A 19,321-nucleotide genomic window follows, 5' to 3' on the forward strand; every position below is an offset into this window, starting at 1 on the left:
GTCATGCCTGCTGCCAGGCGGCCCAGGCGTCCACCAGGCCGGCCCCGGTGGCGCCGTCGATGCCCGGTCCGGCCGGGATGCCGACGCCTTCCGGATCGCTGGCCGGGCTGGCCGAGCCATCGCGCACGTCGATCGCCGTGCGCACCAGCAGGGCCTTGATCTCGGCCGGCGTGAGCTTGGGGTTTTTCTGCAGCAGCAGCGCGCACACGGCCGCGACCTGCGGGGCCGAGGCCGAGGTGCCGCTGAACACGGCCCAGCCGTCGCCGGCGGTGGTGCCGTCATGCTCGGCGTTGCCGGTGTCGATCTCGGCGCCGGGCGGAACCGGCAGCATGATGTAATCGGCATTCGGCAGCATGCCGACCAGGCCGCACACATCGGGTACATGCCGGCCTGAATAGATACCGCTGGTAAAGGCCGAGGCGTAATCGGAGGCTTTCATCGCCCCGTCTTCGGCCACGAAGGTGCCGCCGACGCTGAGCACTTCCGGCATCGAGGCCGGGAAAGCGTAGTGGCCGTTGCCTGCCGAGAACACCACCACGATGCCGCTGGCAATCGCCGCCTGGATTTCGGCTTCCAGCGGTTTCAGGCCGTTCGGCAATTCGTCCAGTTCGGTCACGCCATCGTCATTGCGCAAGTCGTAGCACATGCTCACGGTAATCACGTGCGGCTTGTGCTTGAGCGCTTCCTGGAAACCTTCGAGGATGCTGGCGCCGCCGTTCGGATCGGCGTCGTCGCCCAGCTTGACGCCGATGAAGGTCACTTTCGGCGCCACCGCGAACACATTGGCCGACTCGCCCGTGCCATGGCTGCCCGGGTCGGTGTGGCGATTGGTGGCCGAGGGCGCCAGCACCACCGAGGAGGTGAAGCCGTTGCGGGTGAAGAAAGGGTGCGAATGGTCGAAGCCGGTGTCGATCATGGCGACCCGGATGCCTTCGCCGTGGTGGCGTTCCTTGTGGATATGCGGCACGTTGAGCTTGGCGGGCACATCCTTGAGCACATCCAGATGGTAATACCCGACCGACGGCGGGCGCGCGCTGGCGCCGGGGTCGGCCAGGTAGATGTGCGGCCACTGGATATAGGCGTCGTCGATCAGCGCGGACAGGGCCGGATCGGGATTCCATGGCGCCCCTTTGGCGGGGTAGAACAGCTTCTCGCTCGAATAGCTCTGCTTCTGGTTCAGCTTGAACGGGGTCAGGCGCGTGCCGAACACATGCTCGAACTGGGCCACGCTGCCGCGTACCGACACCGTCATGCGGCCGCGTCCGGTGACGATGAAGCCGCGCTGGCGCAATGCTTCGATGGCCGTTTCCATTTCGCCCGGCTGCGGTTCGAAGCTGAGGATGCTGCGCGAGGACAGGCGCGCCGCCAGCTTGGTCGGTCCGGCCTTGGCGCGGCCCTTGAAGGTGATTGCGATGCGCAACTGTTCCTGCGGCGGGGCGGTTTCGCCGATGACGGGGCGGGGCTGGCTGGGTTTGAAAGGCTGCATGGATTCCCCCTAGGTAGGTTGGCCCGCCGCCGTGTGGCGCGGAGCGATGGTAATCAGGCTGATGGCATGTTGCAGATCGGCAGGAACCGCGAGTGCCGGGGTCGATGTTACATCGGAAGCGAACCCGGCCCTTACATTTGGAATTGGTCCGAATACATTTTCTGCCTCGGCCTGGGAGGTTTCGGCCGAGATGGTGGCCATGCCGCAGGCGGTCACGTGCATGCCATGCGCTTCGAGCAAGGCGCACAGGGCGGGGTCATCGCTGCGATCGCGGGCGGGATCGCGCAGCAGGAGCTGGAGCTTGATCATGGCGGAGCGGATGGTTGGACGCTGATGTCATGATAGTAAGGCTTAGCAGAAATTTCTGCCCGACACAGGCAATCGTGCGGAACCGCACCTCGTCCGGCGCCTGGCTCCAGTCCAGTCCGTGTCCACCCCGGTGCCAGGTCTGACAATCGGACACGAACTGAGCATTAGGCGAGAGACAGTCTTCTTCTACAGATGTGCTTGTGTCCGAATATCAGACCTGGCACCGAGGTGGACACGAACTGAGCATTAGGCAAGAGACAGTCTTCCGCTACGGATGTGCTTGTGTCCACCCCGGTGCCAGGTCTGACAATCGGACACGAACTGAGCCTTAGGCAAGCGACGGTCTTCTGCAACAGATGTGCTTGTGTCCGAATGTCAGACCTGGCACCGGGGTGGACACGGATTGGACGGGTCAGGCGCCGCCGGCGTAGCCGTTCTGGCGCCAGGCTTCGAATACCACCACCGCGACCGTGTTCGATAAATTCAGGCTGCGGTTGTCGGGCCGCATCGGCAGGCGGATGCGCTGGGCCGCCGGGAACGATTCGCGCAGCGCCGGCGCCAGGCCGCGCGTCTCGGCGCCGAACACGAATACGTCACCGGGCAGGAAGGCCGCCTCGGCAAACGGCGAGGAGCCGTGCGTGGTCAGCGCGAACATGCGCGCCGGATCGGGCCGGCAGGCGCTGATGTACGCGTCCCAGTGCTTGTGCACTTTCATGGTGGCGTAATCATGATAGTCGAGACCGGCACGCTTCATCTTGGCATCGTCGAGCGGAAAGCCGAGCGGTTCGATCAGGTGCAGCTGCGCACCGGTGTTGGCGCACAGGCGGATGATATTGCCGGTGTTCGGCGGGATTTCGGGTTCGACCAGTACGACGTGAAACAATGCATTCTCCTTCAGTGAATCGATCAGTGCGGCGGCGTGCGCGCGAACACCATATTGCTCACGCGCGCGGCGCCGAAGCGCTTGAGCGTGGCCGCCAACGCATCGAGCGTGTGGCCGCTGGTCATGACGTCGTCGACCACGCCGATGTGGCGTCCACGCACCACGGCCAGCATGTCGGGCGCCACCAGGAATGCATGGCGCATGTTTTTCTTGCGCTCGCCCGGCGTCAGGCGCGCTTGCGCCGGCGTGTCCAGCGGGCGCAGCGCCAGGCGCGGATACAGCGCGATCCCCAGCAGGCTCGATAGCGGCCTGGCAATTTCGAGCGCCTGGTTGTAGCCGCGCTCGACCAGCCGCGCCGGTCCCAGCGGCACCGGACAGAGCAGCTCCGGCAGCGCGAAGCCCGGTGCCGCCAGCACGGCCCGCCGCAGCGCTCCGGCGCACCAGGGCGCCAGCGCGAGGGCGCCGCCGAACTTGAGGCGCAGCACCAGCTGGTCGAGCGGGCTGGCGTAGTCGGCCGCCGCCACGGTGGCGTCGTAGGCCGGCGCCCCGGCCAGGCAGGCGCCGCAGGCAAGGCCGGCCTCGGCCTCGCCGAGCGGATTGGCGCAGCAGCGGCAGCGCACGCCGCCCCCTGCCGCGAAGCGGCCTTCGCAGGCGGCGCACACGGGCGCCCCGGCCGCGCCGCCGCACAGGGCGCAGGCGCAGGGCAGCAGGGCGCCGCCGCACGCCAGCAGCGCGCGCCGCGGCCACCGGGACCAGCGCTGGCTCATCGGACCGCCTTTCGAAATCGGAACACGGCAAACGGGAACACCGCAAACGGGTACACTGCCCGCATTATCTCATCTCACAGTCCTATGAACACCCCCGACACCTTGAGCGCGCCGATCGACCTGGCGCGCGTGCGTTCCCTGTTTTCGCGCCCGCAGCGCGTGGCGCAGTCCGATTTCCTGCGGCGCGAGATCGCCAGCCGCATGCATGAGCGCCTGCTGCTGGTCAAAGCGGCGCCCAGGCGCGTGCTCGACGCCGGCTGCGGCAGCGGCGCCGACCTGGCCCTGTTGCAAAAAGATTATCCCGCCGCCCATATCCTCGGCCTCGATGCGGCCGTGGCCATGGTGGAGGCGGCCAAAACGCCCGCCTCGGCCCTCAAATCGCTGATCAGCCGCCTGATGCCGGCCAAGGCCGGGGTCGACCTGCTGTGCGGCGATTTCGGCAATATGCCGCTGGGGCCGAACTCGGTCGACCTGGTGTGGTCCAACCTGGCCTTGCACTGGCATCCCCAGCCCGACCGTGTCTTTGCGGAATGGCGCCGGGTGCTGCGCCAGGATGGCTTGCTGATGTTTTCCAATTTCGGCCCGGATACCTTGCGCGAGCTGCGCACGGCCTTTGCCGAGGCCGATGGTCCGGCCGCGTCGCCGCGCGTGCTGCCGTTCGTCGACATGCACGACTTCGGCGACCAGCTGGTGGCGGCCGGGTTTTCCACCCCGGTGATGGACATGGAAGTCATTACCGTCACCTACGACACGGCCGCGGCCCTGCTGGCCGACGCGCGCGCCCTGGGCGGCAATCCGCTGGCCACGCGCGCGCGCGGACTGAGCGGACGCGCGGCCTGGGGCCGCATGCTGGCGGCGCTGGAGCGGCAGCGCCGGCCCGACGGCAAGCTCGGCCTGACCTTCGAAGTCATCTACGGCCACGCCTTCCGTCCGGCGCCGAGGGTGACCGCGGCGGGCGAGGCGATCATCCGCTTCGAGCCGCGCAAGGGCCGTTAGCGCTGCGTCAAGGGTTTTTGTCAAGGGGCTTGCTTTGTACCCGGCATGGTACACAAGGGCTGTAAAAGCGGGGCAAACAGGGGGCAGCCGACCCGTTACGGGAGGATTTTCCCTTGATGACGTTGGGCATACTTGAGTATAATCAAGGACTAATTTTATCGACTGTGCTGATTGCTCTTGAAAATGTCATGAGTTTTTCAGCGGTGCAGCGGTCGAAAGCGATAGCAAGTCAGCGTTCATCAGTGTGCTTTGTGCGCCAATGGCCGATGTCAGGGTTCCAGTCGGGTCCGCCGTGCCGTGAGCGCGCCGGGACGGTATGGGCCCTTTTTGTGCGATGGTTTCGGAGCGCCGTCATCCGCTCAGGATGCTCGGCGTAGAAAAAATATTTTTATTTTTGGGTGGTTGGGGAAAACATGACATATGCAAAGCGACTTCAGGCCTTGATGTTCGGTCTGGCAATTTCGGCCAGCATCCCAGCGCTGGCCGCACCGGTGGAGGGACGTCCGGTGGATTACCAGCTGAACCTGCAAATGCCAGTGACGAAGATTGCGTCGGAAATCAACGACCTGCACACCTGGATGATGATCGTCTGCCTGGTGATCTTCGTCGCGGTGTTCGGCGTGATGTTCTATTCGGTCTTCAAACACCGTCGTTCGCTGGGCCACAAGCCAGCCACCTTCCATGAATCGACTGCTGTCGAGATCGCCTGGACCGTCGTGCCTTTCCTGATCGTCATCGTGATGGCGCTGCCGGCGACCAAGACCGTGGTGGCGATGAAAGACACCTCGAACGCCGACATCACCATCAAGGCCACCGGCATGCAGTGGAAATGGGGCTACGATTACCTGAAGGGCGAGGGCGAGGGCATTTCCTTCCTGTCGAGCCTGTCGACCCCGCGTTCGCAAGTCGGCGAACCTGGCGTTGCGGCAACCCAGGCCCGCGGCGTCAACTACCTGATGGAAGTCGACAATGAAATCTACGTGCCGGTCAACAAGAAGATCCGCATCGTCCTGACCGCCAACGACGTCATCCACGCCTGGATGATCCCGGCCTTCGGCGTCAAGCAGGATGCGATTCCCGGCTTCGTGCGCGATACCTGGTTCAAGGCCGAGAAGATCGGTGTCTACCGCGGCCAATGCGCCGAGCTGTGCGGTAAAGAACACGCCTTCATGCCGATCGTCGTCAATGTCGTCTCCGACGCCGACTACACCAAGTGGGTCAACGGCGAGAAAAAGAAAATGGCGGCCCTGGCCGACGATCCATCGAAAGTGTGGACCATCGACGAACTGAAAGTCAAAGGCGAGAAAGTCTACGCCACCAACTGCGTGGTCTGCCACCAGGCCAACGGCAAAGGCGTGCCGAACGCCTTCGCCGCACTGGACGGCTCGCCGGTCGTACTGGGCGCGAAAGCCGAACAGATCAATGTGCTCTTGCACGGCCAGAAATCGGGCAAGTTCCCGTCCGAGATGCCAGGCTGGAAACAATTGTCGGATTCCGATATTGCTGCGGTGATTACCTACACCCGCAACAACTGGTCGAACAAGGCAGCGGAAAATATCGTTCAACCAGCCGAAGTCCTGGCTGCACGTAACAAGTAATCGGGAGTAAGTTATGAGCACAAGCACACTAGATCACGCACACGGCCATGACCACGATCATAGCCACGATCACCCGACGGGCCTGACCCGCTGGCTGTTCGCCACCAACCACAAGGATATCGGTACCCTGTACCTGTGGTTCTCGCTCATCATGCTGCTGTCCGGCGGCGTGCTGGCGCTGATGATCCGTACCGAACTGTTCAAACCGGGCCTGCAGTTCTTCCAGCCCGAGTTCTTCAACCAGCTGACCACGATGCACGGCCTGGTGATGGTGTTCGGCGCGATCATGCCGGCCTTCGTCGGCTACGCCAACTGGATGATCCCGCTGCAAGTGGGCGCGTCCGACATGGCCTTCGCGCGCATGAACAACTTCTCGTTCTGGCTGCTGCCGCCCGCGGCTATCCTGCTGGCGACCTCGTTCCTGGTGCCTGGCGGCGCGACCGCCGCCGGCTGGACCCTGTACGCACCGCTGTCGACCCAGATGGGCCCCGGCATGGACATGGCGATTTTCGCGATGCACCTGATGGGCGCGTCGTCGATCATGGGGTCGATCAACATCATCGTCACCATCCTGAACATGCGCGCTCCCGGCATGACCCTGATGAAAATGCCGATGTTCTGCTGGACCTGGCTGATCACCGCCTACCTGCTGATCGCCGTGATGCCTGTGCTGGCCGGCGCGATCACCATGACCCTGACCGACCGTCACTTCGGCACCTCGTTCTTTAACGCTGCCGGCGGCGGCGACCCGGTCATGTACCAGCACATCTTCTGGTTCTTCGGACACCCCGAGGTGTACATCATGATTCTGCCGGCCTTCGGTATCGTCTCGCAGATCCTGCCGGCGTTCGCCCGCAAGCCCCTGTTCGGCTATGCATCGATGGTGTATGCAACGGCCTCGATCGCGATCCTGTCGTTCATCGTCTGGGCGCACCACATGTTCACCACCGGCATGCCAGTGACCAGCCAGCTGTTCTTCATGTACGCCACCATGCTGATCGCGGTGCCGACCGGCGTGAAAGTGTTTAACTGGATCGCCACGATGTGGAAGGGTTCGATGACCTTCGAAACCCCGATGCTGTTCTCGGTCGGCTTCATCTTCGTGTTCACGATGGGTGGTTTCACCGGCCTGATCCTGGCCGTGACCCCGATCGACATCCAGCTGCAGGATACCTACTACGTCGTGGCGCACTTCCACTACGTGCTGGTCGCCGGTTCGCTGTTCGCCCTGTTCGCCGGTTTCTACTACTGGTCGCCGAAGTGGACCGGCCACATGTACAGCGAATTCCGCGGCAAGATGCACTTCTGGCTGTCGCTGATCACGTTCAACATCACCTTCTTCCCGATGCACTTCCTGGGTCTGGCGGGGATGCCGCGCCGTTATGCGGATTATCCGGCGCAGTTCACCGACTTCAACACGATCGCCACCATCGGCGCCTTCGGTTTCGGTCTGTCGCAGGTGTACTTCCTGTTCTGCGTGGTCCTGCCGACCATCCGTGGCGGCGCCAAGGCGGCCGACAAGCCATGGGATGGCGCCGAAGGCCTGGAGTGGACCGTGCCGAGCCCGGCACCGTTCCACACCTTCGAAGTCCCGCCGACGGTCAAGTAAGACGGCGCCGCGGGCAGCCCGGTGTTGCCCGCGCCACCGAACTTTGTAAGCGAACACCATGTCCGATCCAAAAAAGCCGAACAATCTCCGAACGGGCCTGATCATCGGCGCGCTGGCGGTATTTTTCTTCGCAATGGTATTTATCAAACGCATCTGGCTGTGAGCTGACGTGGCTAAAGAACAATCCGGCAGGCTGGAACTGAATCGCGCGATGCTCGGCAAGCTGCTGGTGGTCGCGGTCCTGATGTTCGGGTTCGGCTACGCCCTGATCCCCGTGTACAAGCATATGTGCGAACTGCTCGGTATCAACGTGCTGACCCAGACCGACGGCACGGTGACGTACGACAAGAATACCCAGGTCGATACATCGCGCAAGATCACGATCGAGTTCGATGGCAATTCGCAGGGTCCGTGGCGTTTCCGCCCGACCACGCGCTCGATCGAGGTCCATCCGGGCGAACTGACCACCGTGGTGTACGAGGTGGTCAATACGCAGAGCCGGACCGTGCAGGCGCAGGCGATACCCAGCTTCGCGCCGCAACTGGTGATGCAGCATTTTAAGAAGGTCGAGTGCTTCTGCTTCAAGCAGCAGACCTTGCAGGCGAACGAGGCGAAGCAGATGCCGGTGGTGTTCTACATCGATCCGGCCCTGCCGCGCGACATCAAGACGATGACGCTCTCGTACACCTTCTTTGAAATTGCCGGTACCCAGGCCGTGGCGGCGAAGTAAGCGCCGCCATGACCGAAAACAAGCGGGAGCCCGGACGCAAGGCATCGTTCGGCGCCACCATGAAAGCGGTGTTCTGGTCCTTCCTGGGCATCCGCAAGCGCAGCGATTACGAAAAAGATTCGGCCAGCCTGAATCCGGTGCACGTGATTATTGCCGGATTGATTGGGGTGATGTTGTTCATTGGCGTACTGGTGGCATTGGTGAAGTTGGCCGTGTCGTAAGCCAGGCGCTGGATTCAAGTTTTTACAAAATTAGCAATAAATTCACCGCATACAGTTTGATTTAGGAGATGAAGATGAGTTCACCACACGCCGCCGCACCGCATTATTTCGTGCCAGGCCCGTCCAAATGGCCGATGGCCGCCGGCCTGTCGCTGCTCGTCACGATGATCGGCGCCTCGGCCTGGGTCAATGACATATCGTGGGGTCCGGCGCTGAACATCGCCGGCATCCTGGCGACCCTGATGGTCTTCTACTTCTGGTTCGGCGACGCCATCGGCGAATCCGAAGCCGGCCAGTACAGCAAACGCATCGACCTGTCCTACCGCTGGTCGATGAGCTGGTTCATCTTTTCCGAAGTCATGTTCTTCGGCGCCTTCTTCGGCGCCCTGTTCTATGCGCGCACCATCACCACGCCGTGGCTGGGCGATCTCGACCACAAGATCATCTGGCCCGATTTCGCAGCCCAGTGGGGCGGCGCCAGCCCGGCCGGCACGGTCGACAGCTTCACCACCATGGGTCCGTTCCCGATCCCGACCATCAATACCTGCCTGCTGCTGCTGTCGGGCGTGACCCTGACCATTTCGCACCACGCCCTGCGCGCCGGCCACCGTGCCAAGACCGCGTTCTGGCTGGCCGCGACGATCCTGCTGGGCGCCGTCTTCATGGGCTTCCAGGCCTACGAATACATGCACGCTTACCAGGACCTGAACCTGAAGCTGACCTCGGGCATCTACGGTTCGATCTTCTACATGCTGACCGGCTTCCACGGTTTCCACGTGACGCTCGGCGCGATCATGCTGTCGGTGATCCTGTACCGCGTCATGAAGGGCCACTTCACCGCCGACAACCACTTCGGTTTCGAAGGCGCGGCCTGGTACTGGCACTTCGTCGACGTCGTCTGGCTCGGCCTGTACGTCGTCGTCTACTGGCTGTAATGGCGGCAAGCGGGAGGGCGCGCCCTCCGGCAAGACCGATACAATAAGAAAAACCGGGGACAGTCCACCAAGCGGTGGCCTGTCCCCGGTTTTTTGCGGCTGGGGTAAAACCTTGCCGGCGGCAGGGTCGGACGGGATGCCTAGCGAATCCCGGTCGGGGCGATCCAGCCCATCTTGTAGCTGCCCAGCAGCATCAGGAACAGGGTGATCGACAAGCCCACGCGCAAGGCCAGGGCGTGCACCGTGCGGTTGCTCTTGCCCTTGTCGCGCATCAGGAAGAACAGGGCCGAGCCCAGGCTTCCCAGAATCAGGAGGAAGGCAATGGCGACGAGGATTTTCATAATGAGCTCGAATTTTTTGAGTAAGGCACCATTGTAATGCGTATCGGCTTCCGTTTTCGGGCGATTCCCTTCGTGGCCACGGTGCTGCTGGTGGCCCTCGGCATCGCGCTCGGACGCTGGCAGGATGGCCGCGCCGCCGAGAAAATCGGCCTGCAGCAGAGAATCGCGGAACGCGCCGGCGCGGCGCCGGTGGTGCTCGGCGCCGAACCGCTCGGCGCGGCCGAGGTCGAACTGCGCCCGGTCACGGTGAGCGGCACCTTCGTGCGCGACTGGCCGCTGTTTTTGAATAACCGCCCGCAGGAAGGCAAGGCCGGCTTTTACCTGATCATGCCGCTGCGCATCGAAGGCACGAACACCCATGTGCTGGTGGCGCGCGGCTGGCTGCCGCGCTACACCGGCCAGTTCGACCGCCTGCCCGATTTCGACACGCCGGCCGGGGTGGTGACGGTCAACGGCATGGCGCGCGCCGGCATGGGCAAGGTGATGCAGCTGGGCACGGCGACGCCGGTGGCGCCCAGGGCCATCCTGCAAAATGTCACGCCGGAGCAATTCGCGCAAGCGAGCCGCCTGGCCGTGCAACCGTTTTTTATCGAGCAAAGCGGCCCGGCGCCGGCCGGCGACAAGCTGGTGCGCAACTGGCCGGCTCCGTCCCTGAATGTGGAAAAACACCAGGGTTATGCATTTCAATGGTATGCGCTGGCGGTCATGGCGCTGCTCTTTTTCGTGATAACAGGATTTCGACGTGGAACAAAACAAAACGACTGAAAGAAGTCAATGGAGCGGCCGCTGGAAACTGCTGGCCGTGGTCTTCGTGTGCGCGGCGCCGATGCTGTTTTCCTACCTCACCTATTACGTGATCAAGCCGACCGGGCGCACCAACTACGGCACCCTGATCGAGCCGCAGAAGCACCCGATCCCGGCCGCGCTGGGCGCCACCACCCTGGACGGCAAGCCGATCGGCCTCGACGCCTACAAGGGCAAATGGATCATGCTGCAGTCCGGCCCCGGCGCCTGCCCGCAGGAATGCATGGAGCAGCTGGTGGCGATGCGCCAGTGGCGCCTGATGCAGGGCAAGGAAATGGAACGCATCGAACGCGTCTGGCTGGTCACGGACGCGACCCCGATCGAGACCATGCTGATCCGCATGGTCGACGGCACCCACATGCTGCGCGTGCCGGCCGCCAGCCTGGAAGCCTGGCTGCCGGTCGAGCCGGGAGGCAAGATTTCCGACCACACCTATGTGATCGACCCGATGGGCCACCTGATGATGCGCTTTCCCAAGAAGCCGGATCCGTCCAAGGTGAAGAAGGATATGTACAAGCTGCTCAAAGCGTCTGCGATCGGCTAGGCGATGCAGCTCTCGTCCATGTTGCAACTGGGCCTGACCGGCCTGCTGGCGGCCTGCCTGCCGCTGTCGATGGTCTGGATGTCGTCCGACCCGAACAAATACCGCAAGCTGGTCTGGGTCACGGTCTTCCTCACCTTCGACCTGATCGTGTTCGGCGCCTTTACGCGCCTGACCGATTCCGGCCTGGGCTGCCCGGACTGGCCGGGCTGCTACGGCGCCGCCAACCCCTTCCTGGCGCATGCCGAGATCGTCGCTGCCGAAACCCTGATGCCGACCGGGCCGGTCACGGTCGTCAAAGCCTGGATCGAAATGATCCACCGCTACCTGGCGATGGGCATCGGCGTGCTGATCATGGCGCTGATGGCCACCGCCTGGCGCCAGTGGCGCAAGACGCGCCGCGCCGAATACGCACCGGCGCTGCCGACCATGCTGTTCGTGTTCGTGCTGGTGCAGGGCGCCTTCGGCGCCTGGACCGTCACGCTCAAGCTGCAACCGGTGATCGTCACCATCCACCTGCTGCTGGGCATGGGCCTGCTGTCCATGCTGGTCTGGCTCGGTGCGCGCCAGAACCGCGCCAGCGCGCTGGCGCACGGCCGCTTTACCGCGCCGGCCGCCGCCGCCCCCGCCGCGGCCCCGGCCACGCTGGGCCGCCTGGCGCTGGCCGCGGCCGTGGTGCTGGCTGTGCAGATCGCCCTGGGCGGGTGGGTGAGCACCAACTACGCCACCCTGGCCTGCACCGATTTCCCGCTGTGTAACGGCAAACTCGTGCCCGAGATGGACTTCGAGCACGGTTTCCACCTGTGGCGCGAACTGGGCAAGACCGCCGCCGGCCACTACCTGCCGTTCTCGGCCCTGACCGCGATCCACTGGGTGCACCGCAACTTCGCCTTCGTGGTGCTGGCGGTGCTGGGCCTGGCGGCCTGGCGCGCGCGCACCCATCCGGGCGTGGCGCGCCATGCGCGCGGGATCGGCATCGTGCTCGCGGTGCAGGCCGCGACCGGGATCGCCACCGTCTACCTGAACTTCCCGCTGACCATCGCCGTGCTGCATAACGCGGGCGCGGCGCTGCTGGTGCTGATGGTGACCATGTTAAACTACAAGATCAAGTACCCCTCCGGACCGGTACTGCAAGCAAGCCACCACCAATGACAACCCAGACCGCAACACACAAATCCGCCAACCGCGCCGCCCAGTACTGGGCGCTGACCAAACCGAGAGTGACCCAGCTGGCCGTCTTCTGCGCCGTGATCGGCATGCTGCTGGCCACCGAGGGCATGCCCGACTGGCGCATCGTGCTGCCGGCCACGGCCGGCATCTGGCTGCTGGCCGGGGCCGCCTTCGCCGTGAACTGCCTGGTCGAGGCCGAGATCGACGCGCGCATGGCGCGCACCGCGCGCCGCGCCACCGCCATGGGCGAACTGACCAAGACCCAGACCCTGGTCTTTTCCGCCATCATCGGCGGCGCCGGCATGGCCGTGCTGTACCTGCTGGTCAATCCGCTGACCATGTGGCTCACGTTTGTTACCTTCGTCGGCTACGCGGTGATCTACACCATGATCCTCAAGCCCGCCACGCCGCAGAACATCGTCATCGGCGGCCTGTCCGGCGCGATGCCGCCGGCGCTGGGCTGGGCGGCCGTCGCCAACGACGTGCCGATGCAAGCCTGGCTGCTGGTGCTGATCATTTTCGTGTGGACCCCGCCGCATTTCTGGGCGCTGGCCATGTACCGGCGCGACGATTACGCGCGCTCCGGCCTGCCGATGCTGCCGGTCACGCACGGCATGAACTTCACCGGTTTCCACGTCTGGCTGTATTCGATCGTGCTGGCCGCCACCACCCTGCTGCCGTACGCGGTGCGCATGAGCGGTCACATCTACCTGGTGGCGGCGATCGTCCTCAACGGCATGTTCCTGTGGCATGGCTGGAAAGTCTACCGCCACTATTCCGACCTGGTGGCGCGCAAGGCGTTCACCTGGTCCATCATTTACCTGTCGCTGCTGTTTGCGGCCTTGCTGGTCGACCACTACATCAAATTATGATCAAGAAACTGCTTGCCCTCTGTATCTTGCCTGCCATGCTGGCCGTGACGCTGGCCGCCTGCGACAAGCCGGCCACGCCCCCGAGTTTCCAGAACACCGACCTGACCGGCCTGGATTACGCGCGCGATTTCGCCCTGACTGACCACAACGGCAAGCCGCGCACCCTGGCCGACTTCAAGGGCAAGGTGGTGGTGATGTTCTTCGGCTTCACCCAGTGTCCCGACGTATGCCCGACCACCATGGCCGAAATGGCGGCGGTGATGAAGGAACTCGGTCCCGACGCCGACAAGGTGCAGGTGCTGTTCGTCACCATCGACCCGGCGCGCGACACCCGCGAATTGCTGGCGCAATACGTGCCGGCCTTCGATGCGCGCTTCCTCGGCCTGTATGGCGACGCCGATGCGACCGCCAAGGTGGCCAAGGAATTCAAGGTCTTCTACGCCAAGGTGCCCGGCAAGGCCGACGGCAGCTACTCGATGGACCACACCGCCGCCAGCTATGTGTTCGACCGCAACGGCAAGATCCGCCTGTTCGTCCGTCATGGCAAGGGGCCGGCGCCGATCGTGCACGACATCAAGCAATTACTGAACTGATTTTTCACATCACGCTGACGGGGTGGGCATGGAGCAGGAGCGCGGCAGCAAGAACTACGCCTACATGGGCGCCATCGCGCTGCTCACCATCGGTTGCCTGTATGTGCTGCGGCCGTTCCTGGCGGCGATGCTGTTCGCCGCCGCCATCGTCATTTCGTCCTGGCCGATCTACCAGTACGTGCTGGCGCGCATGCGCGGCCGGCGCACCCTGGCCGCGCTGACGCTGACCCTGACCCTGACCTGCCTGGTGATCCTGCCGATCGCGCTGGTGGCGTACAACCTGGCCGACGATGTCGGGCGCTTCTACGAGCAGTTGAAGACCGCCGTCGCCTCCGGCCACGTGGAGCCGCCGCTGTGGCTGCGCCAGATTCCGCTGGTCGGCGAGACCCTGTACAGCTACGTGGCCAACCTGGTGTCGACCCGCGAGCAGATGATGGTCCTGGCCCAGCGCCTGCTGGAACCGGCGCGCCACTACCTGCTGGGCGGCGGCATCGTGCTGGGCGCCGGTGTCGCGCAGATGAGCCTGGCCGCGTTTGTCAGCTTCTTCCTGTACCGCGACGGCCATACGATTCTCGTCGCCATCGGCGTGGCCATGCAGCGGATCATCGGCGAACGCGCCGAGCGGATTGCCAGCACCGTCAGCCAGACCGTGCGCGGCGTCATGTACGGCTTGCTGGGGACGGCGCTGGCGCAGGCCGTGGTGGCGGCGCTCGGCTTCGCGATTGCCGGCGTGCCGGCCGTGCCCTTGCTGGCGGTGGCCACCTTCGTGATGTCGCTGGTGCCGGTCGGTCCGCCGATCGTCTGGGGCGGGGCGGCGATCTGGCTGTTCAACCAGGGCCAGACCGGCTGGGCCATCTTCATGGTGGTGTGGGGCATGGTGCTGATCAGCGGGGTGGACAATGTGGTCAAGCCGATGCTGATCAGCCGTGGCAGCAGCCTGCCTTTCCTGCTGGTCTTGCTGGGCGTGCTGGGCGGGGTGCTGGCCTTCGGTTTCGTGGGCCTGTTCATCGGCCCGACCTTGCTGGCGGTGGGCTATTCGCTGATGCGCGAGTGGACCGGGATCGAGCCGGCGGTGGTCAACGATATTTAATGATGGATATCCGATGCGCGCGCCTTGCCGACCATGAGGCATTGCTGGCCCTCGATACGGTGCTTGCCGGCGAACCCGGGCGGGGCGTGCAGATCAGGCACTGGATCGACAGCGGCTGCTGCTACGTGGTTCAGGCCGGCGCGTGTGTCGGCGCGTACGGCGTCCTCGGCTACCATTTTTTCGGTCACGGATTCATCGAAATGGTGATGGTTGGCGAGCGTTTCCGCCGGCAAGGCCTGGGAATCGCGCTGGTCCGCCATTTCCAGGCGCACTGCAGGACGCCGAAACTGTTCGCCTCGACCAATCTGTCCAACCGGCAGATGCAAGCGCTTCTTACCACCGCCGGTTTTCGCACGAGCGGATTCATCGACAACCTGGACGACAACGATCCGGAAATCGTGTACTTTGCACGCTCCCGATGAGTGTCCACCCCGGTGCCAGGTCTGACATTCGGACACGAGCTCAGCCGTTGAGTGTCCACCCCGGTGCCAGGTCTGACATTCGGACACGAGCTCAGCAATTGCAGTGCCGAGGCCGTGTCCACCCCGGTGCCAGGTCTGACATTCGGACACGAGCTCAGCCGTTGAGTGTCCACCCCGGTGCCAGGTCTGCCATTCGGACACGAGCTCAGCCATTGCAGTGCCGAGGCCGTGTCTGCATGTCAGACCTGGCACCGCAGTGGACAATTGCAGTGCCGAGGCCGTGTCCGAATGTCAGACCTGGCACCGGGGTGGACACGGCCTCGGCACTGCAATTGCTGAGCTCGTGTCCGAATGTCAGACCTGGCACCGCAGTGGACACGAGCTGGGCAATCGCGGGTGCTCGCTTAGTCCTGCTCGTCCGTGTCGAGCGCGCGGTGGACTTGCGGGATCACCTTGATCAGTACGATGCGCGGGCCGTTCATTTTCTTGACCACGATGTCGAAGTGCGGGAATTCGATGCGCTGGCCCTGCTTGGGAATGTCGCCCAGCTTGACCATCAGTAAGCCGCCCACCGATTCGACTTCGTCCAGACCGAGCGTTTCGTTGTCGATGTCGATCCCCAGAATCCGTTCCAGCGAGAAGATCGGCAGGCTGGCCTTGCCGATCAGGGTGCCGTCCGGCTGGCGCAGCCAGTCGTTTTCGTTGAGGCGGAATTCGTCGCGGATTTCGCCGACCATGGCGCCCAGCAGATTGTCCAGGGTGATGAAACCGACCGGGCGCTTGCCCTTTTCACCGATCAGCGCAAAGTGCGGCGCGCCATCGCGAAAGCGCCGGAACATCTGCTGCGCCGGGGTGCGCGCCGACATCGTTTCGACCGGGCGCAGGAACTGCGTCAACTCCTTGATCGGACGCCCGGCCTGCTGGGCAAAGAACAGGTCCTTCAAGTGGATCACGCCCAGCACGTCTTCGCCGTTCGTATCGAAGTAGGGATAGCGGCTGAAGCGGTTCCTGACCACGGTCTGCAGGTTTTCTTCGAGCGACTTGCTGGCGTACAGGGCGATGACTTCGTTGATCGGACGCATCAGGTCGGCCACCGACAGCTGGCTGAAGTCGAGCGACTGGGCCAGGATGTGGCGCTCGTCGCGGGTGAATTTTTCGCCAGGCTGGCTGGTGCGCAGGATCAGCTTGAGTTCTTCGGTCGAATAGTGCGCGTCATGGCCGCCGGGACCGGCCAGGCCGGCCAGGCGCAATACCATGTTGGCGCTGCCGTTGAGCAGGTAAATGGCCGGATACATCGACCAGTAGAACACGTACAGGGCCGGCGCGGTCCACAGGCCGACCACTTCGGGATTGCGGATCGCGAGCGACTTCGGCGCCAGTTCGCCGACGACGATGTGCAGGAAGGATATGACGCTGAAAGCCACCACGAAGGAGACCGTGTGGATGATCTTTTCCGATTCGACGCCGACCAGGGCGAACAGGGGTTCGAGCAGGCTGGCAAAGGCCGGCTCGCCGACCCAGCCCAGGCCGAGCGAGGCGAGCGTGATGCCCAGCTGGCAGGCCGACAGGTAGGCGTCGAGCTGGCCGTGGACCTTGCCCAGCAGGCGCCCGCGCACCCCCTGGCTCTTGGCAATGGCGCGCACGCGGGTTTTTCGAAGGGTGACGATGCCGAACTCGGCAGCGACGAAAAAGCCATTCAGCGCGACCAGGAACAGGGCGAGCAAGACCAGTAAGGCATTTTGCATAGGGAGTGGTGTTAGTTTTTCGCTTGGTTACAGGGAACCGGGATGGTCATTGTACCGTTCATGGCGTACTGAACACACCAAGATGTACCGCCGACAGGATCGCTTCGACGGCGGGATGCTTGATTTTACGCTCGTTGGAAATGGCGTAAACGTGCTCGCGCACCTGCGGCACGTGCCCGACCAGCACCGCGCCGAACTGGTCGGCCAGGTCGCCGGACAGCGCCGCCGGCGCGAAAAACAGGCCGGCGCCGCGCCGCCCGAAGGTGTTGAGCAGGGCGTTGTCTTCGAATTCGCCGACCACGTCCGGCCGCACATTGTGCAGCTCGAACCATTCGTCGATGCGCCCGCGCAAGGCGTTGTTGCGGGTCGGCAGCAGGAAGGGGGCGCCGTTCAGGCTGCCCGGAAACGCCTCGGCATAGGCCCCGGCCAGGATCGGCGTGCCGACCACGATGGTGTCGCTTTCGAACAGCATGTGGCTAAAGACGCGCAAGGTGGTGCCGGAGCGCACCGCGCGGTCGGTCAGCACCACGTCCAGCTTGTGCAGGGCCAGGTCGGCCAGCAGGGCGTCGAACTGGTCTTCGTAGCACACCAGGCGCACCGGCGTGGCCAGGTGCAGGGTCGCTTCCAGCAGGCGGAAGGCGGTCAGCTTGGGCAGCGAATCGGAGATGCCGACAGTCAGCCGGGTGCGTCCGCTATCGGCTTCGCCCAGCGCTTCCTGCAATTGTTCGCCCAGCAGGAAAATCTGGTCGGCATACACCAGCGCCAGGCGCCCCGCTTCGGTCAACTGCAGGCCGCGGCCCTGCTGCATGAAGAGCGCCTTGCCGATCGACTGCTCCAGCTGGCTGAGCTGGGTGCTGATGGTCTGGATCGCCAGCCCCAGGCGTTCGGCGGCGCGCGTCACGCCGCCTTCCTTGGCCACCACCCAGAAGTAGTAGAGGTGGCGAAAATTCATTCCAGTATTCTTCATGCTTCGGTTTTTCAGAAGTAATACTCAGATTATCTCCTATTTTTAAAAATGTTGCTTGCAGTTACACTGCATGCATCAACAATAACAATGAGGAAAATCAATACATGAAGCATTTCAGAATATCCTTTTTGGTCACCTTCGTCTGCCTTGCGGTGGCCGGCTGGTGGGGCTATTCCCACCACGGGATCAGCGGCATGTTTTCGGCGCTGGGCGTGGCGGCGATCCTGGGCATCATGGAGGTGTCGCTGTCCTTCGATAACGCGGTGGTGAACGCCTCGGTGCTCAAGACCTGGGACGAGTACTGGCAAAAGCTGTTCCTCGGCGTGGGTATCATCATCGCCGTGTTCGGTATGCGCCTGCTGTTCCCGCTGGTGATCGTCGCGCAAGCGGCCGACCTGGGCATTCTGGAAGTCTGGAACCTGGCCCTGTCCGATCCGAAAGCGTACTCGGCGCACCTGACGGCGCACCATGCGGAAGTGGCGGCGTTCGGCGGCATGTTCCTGTTGCTGGTGTTCCTGAACTTCCTGCTGGACGATGAGAAAGAAACCCACTGGCTCGGCAGCCTGGAAGAGAAACTGGGCGCCCTGGGCAAGGTCGGTTCGATTTCGGTGATGATCGCCCTCGGTACCCTGATGGCCAGCATCACGATGGTGGCCGAAGCGCAAAAGATGGTCGTGCTGATGGCAGGCCTGTGGGGTATCCTGATTTACGTCGGTGTCGACACCATCAGCAGCCTGCTCGAAGGCGACGACGCCGAAGGCAGCAATGTCGGCGACATGGTCAAGCGCGGCGGTATCGGCGGCTTCCTGTACCTGGAAGTGCTGGACGCATCGTTCTCCTTCGACGGCGTGATCGGCGCGTTTGCGATCACCACCGACGTCGTGATCATCATGCTGGGCCTGGCCATCGGCGCGATGTTCGTGCGTTCGATGACGGTGTTTCTGGTCAAGAAGGGCACGCTCGACGAGTTCGTGTACCTGGAGCACGGCGCACACTATGCGATCGGTATCCTGGCGCTGATCATGTTGGCAAGCATGAAGTTCCATGTGCCCGAGATCTTCACCGGCCTGATCGGCGTGGCCTTCATCGTCGCCTCGCTGTGGTCGTCGGTGCGTCACAAGAAGCTGGAGCTGTCGGCCGCTTAAGGCGTGTGGCGGCGCCCTCGGCGCCGCGTCATACACAGGCGGCAAACTGAAGAACACCAGTTTGCCGCGTCATTCACCCGGTGTTCATTGCCTTATT

The 19,321-nt window shown here is 63.6% G+C and carries 21 protein-coding genes; 14 read left to right on the plus strand and 7 right to left on the minus strand.

Translation table 11 applies throughout. The annotated features are described in order from the left end of the window. Position 1 precedes the first annotated feature (1 nt). The 4 genes from EJB06_RS13055 to EJB06_RS13070 all read right to left on the minus strand — a co-directional run bounded on the left by EJB06_RS13055 (position 2) and on the right by EJB06_RS13070 (position 3,445). Positions 2-1,486, minus strand: a complete 1,485-nt coding sequence (locus tag EJB06_RS13055) for a S8 family serine peptidase (RefSeq protein ID WP_126074461.1) — start codon at positions 1,484-1,486, stop codon at positions 2-4. A gap of 9 nt (positions 1,487-1,495) precedes the next feature. Then, positions 1,496-1,795 (minus strand): hypothetical protein, encoded by a 300-nt coding sequence (locus EJB06_RS13060; RefSeq protein ID WP_126074462.1) that lies wholly within the window; start codon positions 1,793-1,795, stop codon positions 1,496-1,498. A 412-nt stretch (positions 1,796-2,207) separates the two neighbouring features. After that, positions 2,208-2,678, minus strand: coding sequence for a tRNA (uridine(34)/cytosine(34)/5-carboxymethylaminomethyluridine(34)-2'-O)-methyltransferase TrmL (gene trmL / locus EJB06_RS13065; protein ID WP_126074463.1), 471 nt, complete (start codon positions 2,676-2,678; stop codon positions 2,208-2,210). Positions 2,679-2,701: 23 nt separating this feature from the next. Next, positions 2,702-3,445: a ComF family protein gene (locus tag EJB06_RS13070; protein ID WP_126074464.1), complete on the minus strand. Its 744-nt coding sequence runs from the start codon at positions 3,443-3,445 to the stop codon at positions 2,702-2,704. Positions 3,446-3,529: 84 nt separating this feature from the next. Between EJB06_RS13070 and EJB06_RS13075 the strand changes: the two genes are divergently transcribed. From EJB06_RS13075 to EJB06_RS13100, 6 genes are all read left to right on the plus strand, one after another. Beyond that, complete coding sequence (locus EJB06_RS13075; RefSeq protein WP_126074465.1) at positions 3,530-4,441, plus strand: methyltransferase domain-containing protein; 912 nt, start codon at positions 3,530-3,532, stop codon at positions 4,439-4,441. Positions 4,442-4,854: 413 nt separating this feature from the next. Beyond that, complete coding sequence (coxB, locus tag EJB06_RS13080) at positions 4,855-6,039, plus strand: cytochrome c oxidase subunit II (protein WP_126074466.1); 1,185 nt, start codon at positions 4,855-4,857, stop codon at positions 6,037-6,039. A gap of 13 nt (positions 6,040-6,052) precedes the next feature. Beyond that, a complete protein-coding gene (gene ctaD, locus EJB06_RS13085; protein WP_126074467.1) occupies positions 6,053-7,648 on the plus strand; it encodes a cytochrome c oxidase subunit I in 1,596 nt (531 codons plus the stop codon). Between the two features lie 169 nt (positions 7,649-7,817). Continuing rightward, a complete protein-coding gene (locus tag EJB06_RS13090) occupies positions 7,818-8,378 on the plus strand; it encodes a cytochrome c oxidase assembly protein (protein WP_267876900.1) in 561 nt (186 codons plus the stop codon). Positions 8,379-8,386: 8 nt separating this feature from the next. Then, entirely contained in the window at positions 8,387-8,599 is a 213-nt protein-coding gene (locus EJB06_RS13095; RefSeq protein ID WP_126074468.1) for a DUF2970 domain-containing protein, read from the plus strand. A gap of 74 nt (positions 8,600-8,673) precedes the next feature. Then, complete coding sequence (locus EJB06_RS13100) at positions 8,674-9,534, plus strand: cytochrome c oxidase subunit 3 (protein ID WP_126074469.1); 861 nt, start codon at positions 8,674-8,676, stop codon at positions 9,532-9,534. A gap of 140 nt (positions 9,535-9,674) precedes the next feature. On the opposite strand, the gene EJB06_RS13105 is transcribed toward EJB06_RS13100, so the two are convergent. Beyond that, positions 9,675-9,875: a twin transmembrane helix small protein gene (locus EJB06_RS13105; RefSeq protein WP_126074470.1), complete on the minus strand. Its 201-nt coding sequence runs from the start codon at positions 9,873-9,875 to the stop codon at positions 9,675-9,677. 36 nt (positions 9,876-9,911) lie between these two features. On the opposite strand from EJB06_RS13105, the gene EJB06_RS13110 reads away from it, so the two are divergent. Genes EJB06_RS13110 through EJB06_RS13140 form a run of 7 tightly spaced genes read left to right on the plus strand, consistent with a single transcriptional unit; the run spans position 9,912 to position 15,367 of the window. Continuing rightward, entirely contained in the window at positions 9,912-10,640 is a 729-nt protein-coding gene (locus EJB06_RS13110; RefSeq protein ID WP_126074471.1) for an SURF1 family protein, read from the plus strand. Next, on the plus strand, positions 10,618-11,223 hold the full coding sequence (locus tag EJB06_RS13115) for an SCO family protein (RefSeq protein ID WP_164557905.1): 606 nt from the start codon (positions 10,618-10,620) through the stop codon (positions 11,221-11,223). Before EJB06_RS13110 ends, EJB06_RS13115 begins: the two co-directional genes overlap by 23 nt. Before the next feature lie 3 nt (positions 11,224-11,226). After that, positions 11,227-12,372, plus strand: a complete 1,146-nt coding sequence (locus EJB06_RS13120; protein ID WP_126074472.1) for a COX15/CtaA family protein — start codon at positions 11,227-11,229, stop codon at positions 12,370-12,372. Then, positions 12,369-13,262 (plus strand): heme o synthase, encoded by an 894-nt coding sequence (gene cyoE / locus EJB06_RS13125; protein WP_126074473.1) that lies wholly within the window; start codon positions 12,369-12,371, stop codon positions 13,260-13,262. Before EJB06_RS13120 ends, cyoE begins: the two co-directional genes overlap by 4 nt. After that, positions 13,262-13,855 carry an SCO family protein gene (locus EJB06_RS13130; RefSeq protein ID WP_229427079.1) on the plus strand — a complete coding sequence of 198 codons (594 nt, stop codon included), beginning with the start codon at positions 13,262-13,264 and terminating at the stop codon, positions 13,853-13,855. Before cyoE ends, EJB06_RS13130 begins: the two co-directional genes overlap by 1 nt. Before the next feature lie 28 nt (positions 13,856-13,883). Then, positions 13,884-14,945 carry an AI-2E family transporter gene (locus EJB06_RS13135; RefSeq protein WP_126074474.1) on the plus strand — a complete coding sequence of 354 codons (1,062 nt, stop codon included), beginning with the start codon at positions 13,884-13,886 and terminating at the stop codon, positions 14,943-14,945. Between the two features lie 41 nt (positions 14,946-14,986). Beyond that, positions 14,987-15,367 (plus strand): GNAT family N-acetyltransferase, encoded by a 381-nt coding sequence (locus EJB06_RS13140; protein ID WP_198420827.1) that lies wholly within the window; start codon positions 14,987-14,989, stop codon positions 15,365-15,367. A gap of 404 nt (positions 15,368-15,771) precedes the next feature. On the opposite strand, the gene EJB06_RS13145 is transcribed toward EJB06_RS13140, so the two are convergent. After that, positions 15,772-17,112: a hemolysin family protein gene (locus EJB06_RS13145; RefSeq protein ID WP_126074475.1), complete on the minus strand. Its 1,341-nt coding sequence runs from the start codon at positions 17,110-17,112 to the stop codon at positions 15,772-15,774. 58 nt (positions 17,113-17,170) lie between these two features. Beyond that, positions 17,171-18,079 carry a LysR family transcriptional regulator gene (locus EJB06_RS13150; RefSeq protein WP_126074476.1) on the minus strand — a complete coding sequence of 303 codons (909 nt, stop codon included), beginning with the start codon at positions 18,077-18,079 and terminating at the stop codon, positions 17,171-17,173. Positions 18,080-18,183: 104 nt separating this feature from the next. Between EJB06_RS13150 and EJB06_RS13155 the strand changes: the two genes are divergently transcribed. Continuing rightward, complete coding sequence (locus EJB06_RS13155) at positions 18,184-19,224, plus strand: DUF475 domain-containing protein (RefSeq protein WP_126074477.1); 1,041 nt, start codon at positions 18,184-18,186, stop codon at positions 19,222-19,224. Positions 19,225-19,321 lie beyond the last annotated feature (97 nt).

The sequence above is a fragment of the Massilia atriviolacea genome (assembly GCF_003953935.1).
Lineage (GTDB): Bacteria > Pseudomonadota > Gammaproteobacteria > Burkholderiales > Burkholderiaceae_D > Telluria_A > Telluria_A atriviolacea.

Coding starts and splice junctions, on each gene's coding strand:
- EJB06_RS13055 (WP_126074461.1), bottom strand. CDS start 1,486: ATGCAGCCTTTCAAACCCAGCCAGCCCCGCCCCGTCATCGGCGAAACC.
- EJB06_RS13060 (WP_126074462.1), bottom strand. CDS start 1,795: ATGATCAAGCTCCAGCTCCTGCTGCGCGATCCCGCCCGCGATCGCAGC.
- EJB06_RS13070 (WP_126074464.1), bottom strand. CDS start 3,445: ATGAGCCAGCGCTGGTCCCGGTGGCCGCGGCGCGCGCTGCTGGCGTGC.
- EJB06_RS13075 (WP_126074465.1), top strand. CDS start 3,530: ATGAACACCCCCGACACCTTGAGCGCGCCGATCGACCTGGCGCGCGTG.
- coxB (WP_126074466.1), top strand. CDS start 4,855: ATGACATATGCAAAGCGACTTCAGGCCTTGATGTTCGGTCTGGCAATT.
- ctaD (WP_126074467.1), top strand. CDS start 6,053: ATGAGCACAAGCACACTAGATCACGCACACGGCCATGACCACGATCAT.
- EJB06_RS13095 (WP_126074468.1), top strand. CDS start 8,387: ATGACCGAAAACAAGCGGGAGCCCGGACGCAAGGCATCGTTCGGCGCC.
- EJB06_RS13100 (WP_126074469.1), top strand. CDS start 8,674: ATGAGTTCACCACACGCCGCCGCACCGCATTATTTCGTGCCAGGCCCG.
- EJB06_RS13105 (WP_126074470.1), bottom strand. CDS start 9,875: ATGAAAATCCTCGTCGCCATTGCCTTCCTCCTGATTCTGGGAAGCCTG.
- EJB06_RS13110 (WP_126074471.1), top strand. CDS start 9,912: ATGCGTATCGGCTTCCGTTTTCGGGCGATTCCCTTCGTGGCCACGGTG.
- EJB06_RS13120 (WP_126074472.1), top strand. CDS start 11,227: ATGCAGCTCTCGTCCATGTTGCAACTGGGCCTGACCGGCCTGCTGGCG.
- cyoE (WP_126074473.1), top strand. CDS start 12,369: ATGACAACCCAGACCGCAACACACAAATCCGCCAACCGCGCCGCCCAG.
- EJB06_RS13135 (WP_126074474.1), top strand. CDS start 13,884: ATGGAGCAGGAGCGCGGCAGCAAGAACTACGCCTACATGGGCGCCATC.
- EJB06_RS13145 (WP_126074475.1), bottom strand. CDS start 17,112: ATGCAAAATGCCTTACTGGTCTTGCTCGCCCTGTTCCTGGTCGCGCTG.
- EJB06_RS13150 (WP_126074476.1), bottom strand. CDS start 18,079: ATGAAGAATACTGGAATGAATTTTCGCCACCTCTACTACTTCTGGGTG.
- EJB06_RS13155 (WP_126074477.1), top strand. CDS start 18,184: ATGAAGCATTTCAGAATATCCTTTTTGGTCACCTTCGTCTGCCTTGCG.